This window comes from Pseudoalteromonas sp. '520P1 No. 423', from assembly GCF_001269985.1.
GTDB lineage: Bacteria > Pseudomonadota > Gammaproteobacteria > Enterobacterales > Alteromonadaceae > Pseudoalteromonas.
In genome coordinates this window covers 883,349-897,130 of record NZ_BBZB01000001.1, presented here as the reverse complement: position 1 = coordinate 897,130, position 13,782 = coordinate 883,349, and the positions used below count along the sequence as shown (strand labels likewise).

Below are 13,782 nucleotides of genomic sequence, written 5' to 3'. Positions count from 1 at the left end.
CCGTGGCGTATATTTAAAACGACAATTGCGCTAATTCAGTTCTCATATTGTCTATCACTGCTTTATAGTCAGGCTGATTGAATATCGCAGAGCCAGCAACAAACATGTCAGCTCCTGCTTGCGCTATTTCTTTTATATTATCAACTTTAACGCCACCATCTACTTGTAGACGTATATCAAAACCAGACTCATCAATGAGTTTGCGCACTTGTTTTAGCTTTTCAAGTGTTTGAGGAATAAATGATTGACCACCAAAACCAGGGTTTACAGACATAAGTAAAATAACATCTAGCTTATCCATCACAAATTCTAAACATGTTAATGGCGTTGCAGGGTTTAATACTAAGCCCGCCTTACACTCTTGCTCTTTGATTAATTGCAAACTACGGTCGATATGCTCACTTGCTTCTGGATGAAAAGTTATAATGCTTGCACCTGCTTGTGCAAATTGCGTGATCATAGTATCAACCGGCTTTACCATTAAATGCACATCAATTGGTGCCGTAATACCGTAATCTCTTAATGCTTTACATACCATAGGACCAATCGTTAAATTTGGTACATAGTGATTATCCATTACATCAAAATGAACAACATCAGCGCCGGCTTGTAAAACAGCATCAACATCTTCACCTAAACGCGCAAAATCTGCAGATAAAATTGAAGGGGCAATTAAAAATTTTGACATAATAAATTTACACTCTTTAAATGACGGTAAAAGAAGCTAAAAGACAAACAGATCATTGCAGGAATGGACCTTTAAAGCAAGTTGATAGCGAGAGTATAAAAACGCGATTTATGACGTTAATTTCTCAAAAACACAAAAATAAACTTTATATACATTTAAACTTTACAATCTATTAACAGTTGATGTATATTTGTAGATGAATACCTATAAATATGGGACTAATAACCATTGTATTCTGATTTAACTTTGGTTAAGCTTTAGCCATTGCTTAGACAGAGGGTATTGTTATGAAGTTCAATAAGTCAAAAGGGATACTTTTAGCATCTACAAGTGCTATATTTTTTGCGTCTACATTTTCATTAGTAGCATACGCTAAGCAACTTGATAACGAGTGCTGTTCTACCATATATAAAACTCAAATAGCACTCTCTCAGTGCCAAGCATCTAATAAAAGTTGGTTTTCTTGGTTAACAGGTAATAGTAGAAGTGCACAATTTCATTATCTAGATTTACTTGAATTACTCAGTGATTCAGAAAAGAAAACACAAGAAACTGCAGCTATAACTAATCACTTTAAATGATGCATTTTTTCTCTTTAATTCAAAGTGTTCTCGCGGGTGCGTTTGGCGTGCAAAGTGAAAGTAAACGAAAGCAAGACTTTCAACAGGCCTCGCCAATACATTTAATTATTGCTGGCATTATGTTTTTAGTGATTTTTATCTCTTTAGTATTGCTTACTGTGAGCTTAGCAATACCTTCTTTACAATCCTGAATCTTGATATCACCTACTTCGCTTTATAAAGTGCCATAATTTCATCAACTTTATTTCTTGAACCACCTTTAGGGCTAATCGTTCTTTTCACTTGAATAGTATCAAGCGTTGCTTGCTCATAGATTTTACGTGTAATAATCGTATCGTGATTTGAAATCAATACAGGAATGCCTTTATCAAAAGCACTGCATTCAGCCAGATTTGCAAGCTGAGCCTGATCATCAAAGTTAAAGCCACCCTTAGCGTATGAGGTAAAAGATGCCGTTTTGCTTAATGGCACGTATGGCGGATCACAATAAACAACTGAGTTTCTCGGTAAATTAGCAAAAACATCTGCATAGCTTTTACAAGTAAACGTGGCTTTTTGTGACTTTTCGGCAAAAAAGTTTAATTCAGCCTCCGGAAAGTATGGTTTTTTATACTTACCAAAAGGCACATTAAAAATGCCTTTTAAATTATAGCGACACAAGCCGTTATAACCATGACGATTCATATATAAAAATAATATCGCCCTTTCGTAAATATCCTGACACTCATTAAACTGCTTACGGTAAGCATAATATGCATCAGCATCATTATTTAGTTCCACAAATAGTTTTCTAGCATCTAGGATAAATTCATCAGGAGATCTCTTGAGCTCGTTATATAAATTAATTAAATCAGCATTGATATCATTTAGCACATAATGTTTAAAATCAGAATTTAAAAATACAGAACCTGCACCCAAAAATGGTTCAACTAAAGTATCTGCATCAGGTAATCGCTTATTGATCTCTTCAACTAAGCCATACTTGCCACCTGCCCATTTTAAAAAAGCTCGTGTTTTTTTCATTTATTATTTATGTGCCTTTTAAAATAGCTAAGTGAGTGATTACTAAATTGCAAACAGGCGAGTGATTTTACACTAATCAAATGGATTTGAGTAATGCAATCTCTGTTTTAATCGCTTTGATTGTTTTACTAAATGGTTGTAGTTGCTTTAACTGAGCTGACAATGCATTTTTATAAGTCTGACTTTGTGCAACATCTCTAAACGGGCCTACAGTCACAACCCACCAGTCACCGCCATAACGCGTGCTTTTATACACTTTAATATTATTTAAATCATGAGAAGCGATAAAGTTATTGATTAAGTTTTCTTGGCTAATACCGATTAATTGCAACATCACTAAAGAATCACTTTGCTGCATAAACCAAGTATTGTCGTAATCTTTATAGATAACCAAAGGTGTTAATGCGGTCTCTTTTATTATTGAACTTGCTAACGGCTGCGATACAACTTTAGTTTCTTCAACTTTCACTGTTTCAGCAGATGGTGTGCGTTGTGTATTATTTAAAGATTCAGCTATTTTATTTGGCGTCGCTGAACTGGTTTTTGAATTTACTTTTAAGTCATCAAGTTGCTCTAACTTTGAGATAGTTGAGACCACTGCCAGCTTGTCTTTTACAAGTTTTATAGCATCTGAATTTTGTTTTTCTTCTTTAGTGATAACAATTAACTTATCAGGTTGATTACTTTTTTCTAACACCTCAATAGTGAGGTTATCCAACTTAGTATCTTCAATGTTCTGGCTTATTCCTTTAACATCATTTTTCTCTTTTTTAGCAACTTGCCTATTTGACCCTAATACCTGAGTTGACAGGTTATCTAATCTGCTATTTTCAATATTCAGACTTATTTCTTTAACGTCATTTTTTTCTTGTTTATCTACCACAATGCTTTGCTCTTTATTTTGCTCGCCCAACTGCCTTAAACTTTCAATTTGATTAGTTTGCGATAAGTGCTCAAATAAATATGATAATGCGAGCGTCATAAAAAAAACAAATGCTAAACAAAGCAACATAAAGCCATGTTTACTCTTCTTAACCTCTACAACTAAGTTACTTGAATCCCAACTTAACAATAATGATGGATTGCCTTGTGCGCTCTCTACAAAAGCCTTAAATACCGGTTCATGTTTATTGGGTAATTGAGAAAAGTACATAGACATCAATTCAATGCTTTCATCAAATGACAATGCTTCAAAGAAGATATTAGCTGAGTTTTTAAATTGTATTTTGGAAGTTGATGCAGTTAAAACATAAAAAGTTGATTCTGAAATTTGTGTTAAATACTCAATTTCTTGAATTAATTCTTCACTTAAAAATTGTGCATTATCAATAACAATTACAGTGTTTTTACTTGCTTGCTGTTGATTTAAGTTTAAGTAGTTTTCACTTAATGAGTGGGTAAAATCAATTAATGGTTGGCTAAATGTTTGCTCTAACAGTTGAGATATAACTTGTTGAACGGTTGTTTTAACCGTTAACTGTAAATATATTTTATTAAATTCAGAATATTTGTCAGTTACAAATGATTCTAATATATAACTTTTACCAAGTCCTGGACCTCCAAGCAATGCCACAATTGATTGACCGTATTCATATTGCAATTCAATACGATCAACTAATTTCTGTCTGCTCGGTAATATTTGGACTTGCATCAGTTAGCCTAAAATAAAGACTTCAATTGCTGTTCAGTCACATCTGATACAAGCGCACAACGACCAAATTCTGTTGGTAAGATAAAGCGAATAGTCCCTTTAAGGTTCTTTTTGTCTTTAGACATATGACCTATAAAGTCTTCATATCTCATTTCTTTTGGTGCTTTAACAGGCAAATCAAACGCTATCAATAAATTAATAACGCGTTCAACTTCTGAATCACTGAGTGAACCTCTCACTTGTGATAATTCACATGCCATTACCATACCCGCAGAAACAGCCTCTCCATGAAGCCATACGCCATAACCCATCTGAGCTTCAATAGCATGGCCAAAAGTATGACCTAAATTTAACAACGCTCTTAGGCCTGATTCTTTCTCATCTTGAGCCACTATATCAGCCTTGATTTGACAGCAACGCTGGATTATATGCTGCATTGCGCTTTCGTCTAATGATTTAAGCAGGTCAACATTGCTTTCGATATATGAAAACAATTCAGTATCATAAATCAAACCATATTTTATGACTTCAGCCATGCCAGCAGAGAACTCTCTTGCATCTAGCGTAGATAAACTCAAGGTATCAATAAATACAGCTTCAGGTTGATAAAAAGCACCTATCATATTTTTACCTAAAGGATGATTTACTGCTGTTTTACCTCCTACTGAAGAATCTACCTGAGATAAAACAGTTGTAGGTACCTGAATAAATGGCACACCTCGCTGATAACAAGCAGCAACAAATCCGGTTAAGTCACCTATCACACCACCACCTAAAGCAATTAGACAGGTATCTCTACCACAATTATTTTGCAGTAAAAAGGCGTTTACTTTTTCAAATGAGGTCAGGGTTTTATATTGTTCACCATCAGGAAGAATGTATGTCAATGGTGATAGTTCTTCAAATTGAGATATAAAAGATTCTAAATATAGGGGAGCTACGGTTTCATTGGTTACTATTACTGGTCGACAATCACCAATATAGTTTTTAAGTCTTACTTCGTCGTTAAGAACACCAGATGCGATAAAAATAGGGTAGCTACGCTCACCTAAATTAACATTCAACTCAAGCATAACATAGCTCCTGCTATTTTTATTTTTACTTAATTTTCAAGACTAAAAATCAAGTTTTGCAATTATTTGATTTGCTACAACTTTTGCACTTTGTTCGTCAGTACGAACAACAAAATCAGACACTTCTTCATAAAGCGGGTTACGTTCTTCAGCTAAACGCTCTAAAACTTCTCTCGGATCTTCTTTAGTTTGAAGTAGAGGACGTTTTTTATCACGCTGAGTACGTGCTACTTGTTTCTCGATTGGCGTTTCAAGGTAAACGACAATGCCACGTGCAGAAAGTTTATTACGTACGTCTTTGCTTATTACTGAACCACCGCCAGTAGCAAGAACAATACCCTGCATTTCTGTTAAGTCAGAAATAACACCTTCTTCACGAACTCTAAAGCCGTCTTCACCTTCTATGTCGAATACCCATGCTATTTCAGCACCGGTTCTACGTTCGATTTCTTGATCAGAATCGAAAAATTCAAGGTGTAACTGGTCAGCTAAATGACGACCAATTGTGCTTTTACCTGCGCCCATAGGGCCCACTAGAAATATATTACGTTTTTCAGCCATATTGTTTGTACAAACGAACTCTAATTTAAATAAAAATAACCCCGTCCTACGACATGGCCCCAAAATTAAGGGGTGATTATCTCAGTAATTGAATAGGTATATCAAGAAAAAAAACAAAAAAAAGACCCGTTAAGGTCTTTTTTATTTTAAGACTGTGATTTTAATCGATAAATCACTATAAAGAACTATAAAGAACTATAAAGAACTATAAAGAACTATTTATAATTTTAGGTGTAACAAAAATGAGTAACTCTTTTTTCTCATTAAACTCACTTGTACTTCTAAACATATAACCTAAATATGGAATATCTCCCAATAAAGGCACTTTTTTAACTGAGTTCACTATTTGCTGTTGAAAAATGCCGCCTAATACAACTGTTTGACCATTATTGACTAAAACTTGGGTTTCAATACGTTGAGTATTAATCGCCGTCGCTGGACCTGTTGGTGTTGATACCGTATCACCACGTGTATCTTGCGTGATAACTAAGTCTAAAATAACTTTGTTATCTGGCGTAATATGCGGCGTCACTTCTAAGCTTAATACTGCTTTTTTAAATGTTACTGTTGTGGCACCACTTGATGCTGCTTGTACATATGGTATTTCAGTACCTTGCTCAATTCGCGCTTGTTTTTGATTAGCGGTTGTAATGCGAGGACTTGCGATAATTTCAGCTTTATTTTCTTGTTCTAATGCCGAAAGCTCTAAATCAATTAAAGTACCATCAGCAAGTTTAGCAACGTGCATGCCAATACTGCCCGCAGGATTTGCTACCGGTAAATTAACATTCAAACGTTCTGTTAATGATGGAATAGTACCGTTAGCTATTTTCTCTGCGCCTGAAATTGTTCCTGCAACGCCATCAGACCCTTGCTGATCACTAAAACCCCAGCGAATACCTAAGTCTTCTTGCACGTTATCTGTCACTGTTACCATACGAGATTCAATTAATACTTGTTTAACAGGAATATCGAGTACTTCTATCATACGACGCACACTTTCAATACTTTTAGCTGTATCTTTTAGCAACAAAGTATTGGTTCTTTGATCTACAGCGACACTACCACGTGAAGATAATATGGTATTGCTATCAGTTTTAAGTAAGTTTACAAAGTCTTCCGCTTTTGCATAATTAAGTTGAATATATTCACTATATAGTGGTTCTAAGTCTTCAACTTGCTGTTTCGCTTTTAATTCTTTGGCTTCACGTGCTGCAAGCTCTTCAGTTGGTGCCACCATTAAAATGCTGCCATCCATACGTTTATCTAAGCCTTTAACCTTTAATACGATATCTAAAGCCTGATCCCAAGGAACACCATCTAATCGTAAAGTAATATTACCACCAACTGAGTCACTAGTTACTAAGTTAAAACCATTATAATCCGCGATAATTTGTAAAACTGAGCGTATCGCAATATCTTGGAAGTTAAGCGACATAGGTTTACCTTGATAATCCTTACCATCACCTAAAAAGCTTTTTTTAGATTCATCTTTTTCTACTGTTAATGTAAAAATATTATCAAGTTGTTGATAGTTATAATCAAACGCATTAGTTGTATCTATTACAATTCGACTATTAGCACCATCTTTAAAGGTTTCAATAGTACTTACAATTGTGCCGTAATCTAAAACATCTAACTGATACAATAAATCATCTAGAATATCGGTATTATGAAATTCAACAACAACCTTGCCTGCTTCTTCGCGTACATCAATTGCAGCCATATTTTCTTGCATGAAAATTAAAACACGTGCTTCACCTTTCTCACCTCGTCTAAAGTCAACTGCTTGTATCTTATTTATGTAAGTTTGCGCATCATCTACAATAGATGCTTCTGCAACGTCTTGAGTTGGGTTATCTGATACGTGTAAATAAAATAAATTTTTATCTGTACGTGTTTGGTAGATTTTTAAATAATCTAAAAATACTGTGACTTTAAAGCCATCATTTTTAAATTCACTCACTACTTTTTTTACACCGGCTTTGTTAATTAAAACTTCGCCTAAATTTTCTTCGTAATCAGCTTCATCAAAAAACAATTCAATTCGCGCGGGCTCACTAAAAACCTGAATCTTTGGTTCGATGTAAATCTCTTCATCAAACACAAATTCAATTTCAGTTTCACCTTCTAATAATGGGTTATAGCGCACATCGTATAACAAAGGCACAGCATTAGCAGATGTCATAAATAATAATGCTACTATAGCAAGAAATACTGATGTAAATTTATTCAGTAAATTACCATTTAACATACTTGTTCTCTTGTACATACAAGACCCTTTTTTGTTATTCAGATGCATCAGTAGCCTCCACGATCTCAACTTTCGTCAGGCGTTCCTTCCAACATCCTGCACCATCTGGTATTAATTCTAATAATTCGATAAAACGGCTATGAACCTGAAGTACTTTACCATGATATAAACCCATATAGTTTTCACGAGTTACACGATGTAAAGTATCATCTGACGCAGTAATTAAGGCCCAAGTTTCATCTCCTGCGCCTAATGTTCCTTTCATCATAATATTATCTAAAGGATACCTTTCTAGAGGCTCCTTCTTACGACGAGGATCCGGATGAAGACAATTTTGAATTTGCAATAACTTGTCTTGTATTACTTCCGGTTTAGGTGCTACAAACGGACTTCTTAAATCTGCTGTACCATAAGCAAAATGTTCAAACTTTTTAATTTCAGGGATTGGTTCTATTTTTGCAACAGTACTAGCTTGAACTCTATTAATAAATTCTTGCTGTTCCGTTGTATCGTCAAAACAGCCACTTAAAACTAAAGGGAGCGCAATATAAGCAATTTTTTTCATTATTGCACCTCTTTATAACGATAAGTTTTTGCGATTACACTAAACATTAAGCGCCCAGTACCATCAGGCTTGATACTAAAATCATGTAAACTTACGATTCTAGGTAATAATGCAACCTTACTTACAAACTCACCAAACTCATGATATTGGCCTACTACTTCAATTTTTATAGGTAGCTCGGTATAAAATTCATTTTCAATTTCAGGTAACCAACCAATTTTATTAAAAATCAAACCGCTTGTTGTACCAACGTAAGATAAATCATCTAATGTACCTGGTATTTCACTTGAGGTAGGAAGCCTTTTTAATAATTTCGAAAACTTATCTTCCATTTCAATCATTTGCTGTTTATAAATTTCTAAATTTGATGCCACTGCATATTTAGCTTTAAATGTACTACGTAGCTCAGTTTCTTTATTTAGCGCATTTTCATAACCAGAGACTTCATCAGCAACAAATAAATTATATGTAAGCAAACTCACAATCGCAGCAACAATAACGCCTGCGATTATTTTTACAGCCAAAGGCCAAGCACCAATATTTTCAAGGTCTAATTCATTAAAATCAATTTCATTTAAAGCTTTTAAATCAATGTTCATTGCTTAACCTCACCAATTTGTTCATAAGGTTTCACTGTAAATTTCATATTAAAGTCACTTAATAACCTTGCTTGTTGCTCACCAGCGATAATATCTTGCAGCGTCGCCCCTTGAAACAAATAAGAGCCCTCTAATTGGCGTAACATCCTAGAAAGGCGGTTATTAGATTCACTTTTACCTATGATTTGTATCGCATTATCACGACGCTCTAATTTCGTTAAATACACTCCAGACGATACAACTGTCGCTATTTCATCCATAATTTGCGTACCTAAGTTACGATTGCTTTGTAACTCTTCAATTAAACGCATTCTTTGGTGTAAATTTTCTTTCTTTTTATCGAGTTCTTTTATTTGAGCAATTCTTTTATCTAATACTGAAATTTCTGATGTCAAAAATTTATTTCTCTTCACTTGACCGTCTTTCATTGCCCCGTAAATCATACTAATGGCAAAAACCGAACCAAATGAAATTAAAGTTACTAGAAAAAGTATTGATAAGAATTGTTTTTGCGTTTCTTTTCTTGAAGCCTCTCTCCAAGATAGTAGATTTATATGTGGCATGAAGAAAAGCTCCTTAATGCTAAACCAGACGCTACAGCTAATTGAGCGCGATGTTTATCTAGCAGTTCGCAATCCATCTCTGGAGATAATTCCATATCGGCAAAAGGGTCGATAATAATTGAGTGAATGCCTAACTCATCAATTAAAAGCCTATCAATGCCTTGAATTAATGATGTACCACCTGATAACACAATATAATCGAGTTGATCATTGCCACTCGTAGTCAAAAACATTTGCACTGCTCTACGAACTTGCTGAAGGAAAGTAGTTTGAAATGGCGCTAATACCTCAAAGGTATAATTCGGCGGTAAATCACCAGTAATTTTAGCTTGCTCGGCTTCATCAAAACTTTTGTTATAATAAGATACAATTGTTTTGGTATATTGCTCACCACCAAAAACTTGGTCTCTGGTATAAATTGTTTTACCTTTTTGAACCACGCTAAATAAAGTTGTGGATGCGCCGACATCAATAAATGCCACTATTTTATCTTCAGCATCTTCCGGTAGTTCATTGGTACACAATGTCATTGTTCGACTTAATGCATAAGATTCAACATCAACCACTTTTGCTTCAAAGCCACCGGCATCGAGTGCACCAGCTCTTGCTTCAACACTTTCAGTTCTTGCAGCTGATAATAATACATTTACTTTGGAAGGATCAGCTTCATTGATATCTAGCTTTTCAAAATCAAGGCTTACTTCATCAAGTGGATACGGGATTAAACTGTCAGCTTCAATTTCAATTTGTGATTCGAGCTCGCTATCTGATAAGGAAACGTCCATAAAGATAACTTTAGTGATCACAGTTTGCCCAGACACAGCGACTGCTGCCTGAGTTACTGCTTTAGGCATTTTTTTTCTTATTTTATGGATCACTCGTCCGACAGATTCAATATCTTGTATTGAACGTTCAACCATAGCACCCTTAGGCATAGCTTCAACAGCAAATGCTTCAAGCCTATAGAGCTCATCTTTTTTACTGAGCAATACGGCTTTAACCGAATGTGAACCAATATCTATCCCGACCATCCAGGTAACTGGTTTTTTAAAAAGTTGACTTAACATAACCCAACGCTAATCCTTTTTTTTATAATTATAATAAGCTTATAAAATGTAGCGAAAAAATTTTATTCATTTATTAATCGATATATACTAGCAGCCTTACCCCCAAAATGGGAGTTTATTTAGGGAAAATTAAGTGACTTTGTTAAAAAATATTTTACGTTTCATTATCATATCGAGCATATTAGGTCTTTTAACCCTAGTTGGACTCTATTTTTATGTGAAGTCGGATATTCCGAGCGTTTCAGTTTTAAAAGACGTTCAATTACAGACACCTATGCTTGTATACACAAAAGATGGCAAGCTTATTAATCAGTTTGGTGAAAAGCGTCGAATTCCTGTATCAATTGACCAAATCCCCCAACCTCTTATTGATGCATTTTTAGCAACCGAGGATAATCGTTTTTATGACCATTTTGGCATAGATCCTATAGGCATAGTACGTTCGGCTATTGTATTAATTACCACAGGAGAAAAAAAACAAGGTGCAAGTACAATAACAATGCAATTAGCACGTAACTTCTTTTTAACCCGTGAAAAAGCATATATTCGTAAGGTAAAAGAAATCTTTATAGCAATGCATATCGAACGATTATTATCCAAAGATGAGATATTGGTATTATATTTAAATAAAATAGAATTAGGTAATCGTGCATTTGGCATAGGTGCCGCTGCACAAGTTTATTATGGTAAAGAATTAAGTGAATTAACATTACCGCAAATGGCAATGTTAGCGGGTTTACCTAAAGCACCATCAGCCCTTAACCCAATCAGAAATCCTAAACGCGCTAAAGCACGCAGAAATGTAGTACTCGGCAGATTGTTAACAGAAAGTTACATCACTCAAGCCCAATATGACACAGCAGTAAAACAACCTATTACAGCACGTTTTCATGGAGCTGAAATTGAAGTATCAGCACCTTATATTTCTGAAATGGTACGTGCTGAAATGGTAAATCGTTATGGTTTAGAAGAAGCTTACAAAAACGGTTACCATGTATATACAAGCATAACGTCAGATATGCAGCTAGCTGCGCAAAATGCTGTCACTAAGAATTTAGAAGGATATGATTTAAGACATGGCTATAGAGGACCAAAAATTCACCTATGGAATTCTGATAAAGAAGAATCGTGGCACCCCTCTGATATTTTAATGCATTTAAAATCAGTAAAAGAAATAGCCGATTTAAAAGTTGGTATTGTGACTAATATTTTTGAAACTAGTATTGAAGTATTACTTAAAGATGGTCAATTTATTACTGTTGAGTGGGATGGTTTAAAGTGGGCCAGACCCTATATCAATAATAATAGACAAGGAAAACCACCTAAAGTCGCTTTAGATATTCTAAACGTTGGTGCCCAAATATGGCTTAAAAGTATTGATAATAATCAATATATGTTAAGTCAGATACCGGAAGCATCAGGTGCTTTAGTCTCTTTAAACCCTCAAGATGGTGCTATTTTAGCGATTATTGGAGGGTATAGTTTCCAGTTAAGTCAATATAATCGTGCTGCTCAAGCTAAGCGCCAGGTTGGTTCAAACATAAAGCCATTTGTATATTCAGCGGCAATAGATAATAACTACACGCTAGCAAGTATTATGAATGATGCCGCGATCCATCAATGGGATAAAAGCCAGGGAGTTGCTTGGCGGCCAAGAAATAGTCCAGATGTATATCATGGTCCTATTCGTGTTCGCCGTGCTTTAGCGCAATCTAAAAACGTAGTCTCCGTTAGATTATTACGGGGTGTGGGTTTAAATAAAACCGCAGACTATTTATTGAACTTTGGATTTAAACCACAAGATATACATAGAAGTGAAACGCTTGCATTAGGTAGCGCATCATTAACGCCTTTAGAGTTGGCTACTGGTATGGCGACCTTTGCGAATGGCGGCCACTTAATTGAACCTTATTTTATAAGTAAAATAGATGATGCTTTTGGTAATGAGCTATTTAAGGCTAAGCCACTAATCGCATGTGCTAAATGTAATGTTCAAGAGATCAGAGATGGCTTTGATTATGCACCTAGAGTCATCAATAAACAAAATGCATTTTTAATAGCCAACGCCATGACAAGCACCATTATGGGCGGCGGTAGTTGGAAACATAAAACTGGTTGGAATGGTACAGGTTGGCGAGCGCAGAAAATAAAATTAAACAAGCGTCCACGAAAAGACTTATCCGGAAAAACAGGCACTACTAATAATTATGTAGATGCTTGGTTTACTGGCTTTAATAGTAAAATTTTAACAACTACCTGGGTAGGCTTTGATAATCCAGGTAAATCACTTGGTAAAGCAAGTTATAATGCTAACTTAGGGAAAAACCAAGTAACGGGTAATGAATTTGGTGCCAGAGCAGCTCAACCTGCCTGGGTTGAATTTATGCAATACGCCTTAAAAGATCAGCCTTTAGCACCAATTGAGCAACCTGAAGACCTTGTTTCTGTCAGAATTGATTTAAAAACTGGTCTTTTAAGCCATAAAACAGATCATACAAGTCGATTTGAATTTTTCGTTAAAGGCACTGCTCCTACACAATATGCTCAAATAGCCGAACAAGATATATTTGAAGATGATGGTGAAGGCAAAGTGATTGAAGAAGAACTATTTTAGACTTAACAATATGAGCCTCAGAAGAGGCTCATATTTATAATATTTAAAGATATTGCCAACCTTTAAATACCAATCTTGGTTTTGTTGCTGAACCACTATTATTACCAGAATTAGCCAGACCGAGTGCCTCATCATAATGCACACCGCCTGCTCCTGTAACACTTACCGACTTACCTAATAATGAGTCTTTAAATCCTACTGCGGCAGCGATTTTAATATCAGTTAAAGGCGCATAACTAAAACTATCATCATTTCAATTAACATTAGCATTCTAATTGAAACTTATCGCTATATAATATGTAAAATAACAGGTACAAAATTCTTAGTTAGCGTTGTTCAAGTATTAACATTATATTAAAGAAGTTTAAATTTAATCCACTTGAAGCTGATGTAAACAAATATGCGCAATAAGTTAAACAACTGATTAAAAAGAGATTGTGAAACTTTAGGTTGAATATAAGGCTAAAGCCTCATCTACAAAGTCGAGGAGCATGACATAACAGTTTATAGGTTTGAGTTTAGGTTTATACAGGCAATAAAAAA

General features: G+C 35.0%; 13 protein-coding genes. 3 read left to right on the top strand and 10 right to left on the bottom strand.

All coding sequences use genetic code 11. From position 1 onward, the window contains the following. Positions 1-13 precede the first annotated feature (13 nt). Entirely contained in the window at positions 14-688 is a 675-nt protein-coding gene (rpe, locus tag PSA_RS04160) for a ribulose-phosphate 3-epimerase (RefSeq protein WP_042151259.1), read from the bottom strand. Between the two features lie 287 nt (positions 689-975). Between rpe and PSA_RS04155 the strand changes: the two genes are divergently transcribed. Beyond that, positions 976-1,269 carry a hypothetical protein gene (locus PSA_RS04155; protein ID WP_042151263.1) on the top strand — a complete coding sequence of 98 codons (294 nt, stop codon included), beginning with the start codon at positions 976-978 and terminating at the stop codon, positions 1,267-1,269. Further along, positions 1,266-1,460: a DUF2970 domain-containing protein gene (locus PSA_RS04150; protein ID WP_042151266.1), complete on the top strand. Its 195-nt coding sequence runs from the start codon at positions 1,266-1,268 to the stop codon at positions 1,458-1,460. Before PSA_RS04155 ends, PSA_RS04150 begins: the two co-directional genes overlap by 4 nt. A 13-nt stretch (positions 1,461-1,473) precedes the next feature. Here PSA_RS04150 and PSA_RS04145 read toward each other — a convergent pair whose 3' ends face one another. From PSA_RS04145 to PSA_RS04105, 9 genes are all read right to left on the bottom strand, one after another. Continuing rightward, complete coding sequence (locus tag PSA_RS04145) at positions 1,474-2,292, bottom strand: Dam family site-specific DNA-(adenine-N6)-methyltransferase (protein ID WP_042151269.1); 819 nt, start codon at positions 2,290-2,292, stop codon at positions 1,474-1,476. A gap of 76 nt (positions 2,293-2,368) precedes the next feature. Then, positions 2,369-3,943: an AAA family ATPase gene (locus tag PSA_RS04140; RefSeq protein WP_052380217.1), complete on the bottom strand. Its 1,575-nt coding sequence runs from the start codon at positions 3,941-3,943 to the stop codon at positions 2,369-2,371. 8 nt (positions 3,944-3,951) lie between these two features. After that, positions 3,952-5,016 (bottom strand): 3-dehydroquinate synthase, encoded by a 1,065-nt coding sequence (gene aroB / locus PSA_RS04135; RefSeq protein ID WP_042151272.1) that lies wholly within the window; start codon positions 5,014-5,016, stop codon positions 3,952-3,954. Positions 5,017-5,058: 42 nt separating this feature from the next. Continuing rightward, entirely contained in the window at positions 5,059-5,577 is a 519-nt protein-coding gene (gene aroK, locus PSA_RS04130) for a shikimate kinase AroK (RefSeq protein WP_042151275.1), read from the bottom strand. A 205-nt stretch (positions 5,578-5,782) separates the two neighbouring features. Next, the gene (locus PSA_RS04125) at positions 5,783-7,849 is read right to left on the bottom strand and encodes a type IV pilus secretin PilQ (RefSeq protein ID WP_127924224.1); all 2,067 of its coding nucleotides are present in this window, start codon (positions 7,847-7,849) and stop codon (positions 5,783-5,785) included. A 16-nt stretch (positions 7,850-7,865) separates the two neighbouring features. Next, a complete protein-coding gene (locus PSA_RS04120; protein ID WP_042151279.1) occupies positions 7,866-8,396 on the bottom strand; it encodes a pilus assembly protein PilP in 531 nt (176 codons plus the stop codon). Then, positions 8,396-8,995, bottom strand: a complete 600-nt coding sequence (locus PSA_RS04115) for a type 4a pilus biogenesis protein PilO (RefSeq protein WP_042151282.1) — start codon at positions 8,993-8,995, stop codon at positions 8,396-8,398. The genes PSA_RS04120 and PSA_RS04115 overlap by 1 nt, the downstream gene beginning before the upstream one ends. Further along, positions 8,992-9,558, bottom strand: coding sequence for a PilN domain-containing protein (locus PSA_RS04110; protein WP_042151285.1), 567 nt, complete (start codon positions 9,556-9,558; stop codon positions 8,992-8,994). Before PSA_RS04110 ends, PSA_RS04115 begins: the two co-directional genes overlap by 4 nt. Continuing rightward, positions 9,546-10,625 carry a pilus assembly protein PilM gene (locus PSA_RS04105; protein WP_042151288.1) on the bottom strand — a complete coding sequence of 360 codons (1,080 nt, stop codon included), beginning with the start codon at positions 10,623-10,625 and terminating at the stop codon, positions 9,546-9,548. The genes PSA_RS04110 and PSA_RS04105 overlap by 13 nt, the downstream gene beginning before the upstream one ends. A 133-nt stretch (positions 10,626-10,758) precedes the next feature. Between PSA_RS04105 and PSA_RS04100 the strand changes: the two genes are divergently transcribed. Continuing rightward, on the top strand, positions 10,759-13,239 hold the full coding sequence (locus PSA_RS04100) for a penicillin-binding protein 1A (protein WP_042151290.1): 2,481 nt from the start codon (positions 10,759-10,761) through the stop codon (positions 13,237-13,239). Positions 13,240-13,782: the final 543 nt, after the last annotated feature.

What these genes read in the sequence shown, in the direction of transcription:
- rpe (WP_042151259.1), bottom strand. Translation starts at nt 688, where the DNA reads ATGTCAAAATTTTTAATTGCCCCTTCAATTTTATCTGCAGATTTTGCG.
- PSA_RS04155 (WP_042151263.1), top strand. Translation starts at nt 976, where the DNA reads ATGAAGTTCAATAAGTCAAAAGGGATACTTTTAGCATCTACAAGTGCT.
- PSA_RS04150 (WP_042151266.1), top strand. Translation starts at nt 1,266, where the DNA reads ATGATGCATTTTTTCTCTTTAATTCAAAGTGTTCTCGCGGGTGCGTTT.
- PSA_RS04145 (WP_042151269.1), bottom strand. Translation starts at nt 2,292, where the DNA reads ATGAAAAAAACACGAGCTTTTTTAAAATGGGCAGGTGGCAAGTATGGC.
- PSA_RS04140 (WP_052380217.1), bottom strand. Translation starts at nt 3,943, where the DNA reads ATGCAAGTCCAAATATTACCGAGCAGACAGAAATTAGTTGATCGTATT.
- aroB (WP_042151272.1), bottom strand. Translation starts at nt 5,016, where the DNA reads ATGCTTGAGTTGAATGTTAATTTAGGTGAGCGTAGCTACCCTATTTTT.
- aroK (WP_042151275.1), bottom strand. Translation starts at nt 5,577, where the DNA reads ATGGCTGAAAAACGTAATATATTTCTAGTGGGCCCTATGGGCGCAGGT.
- PSA_RS04125 (WP_127924224.1), bottom strand. Translation starts at nt 7,849, where the DNA reads ATGTACAAGAGAACAAGTATGTTAAATGGTAATTTACTGAATAAATTT.
- PSA_RS04120 (WP_042151279.1), bottom strand. Translation starts at nt 8,396, where the DNA reads ATGAAAAAAATTGCTTATATTGCGCTCCCTTTAGTTTTAAGTGGCTGT.
- PSA_RS04115 (WP_042151282.1), bottom strand. Translation starts at nt 8,995, where the DNA reads ATGAACATTGATTTAAAAGCTTTAAATGAAATTGATTTTAATGAATTA.
- PSA_RS04110 (WP_042151285.1), bottom strand. Translation starts at nt 9,558, where the DNA reads ATGCCACATATAAATCTACTATCTTGGAGAGAGGCTTCAAGAAAAGAA.
- PSA_RS04105 (WP_042151288.1), bottom strand. Translation starts at nt 10,625, where the DNA reads ATGTTAAGTCAACTTTTTAAAAAACCAGTTACCTGGATGGTCGGGATA.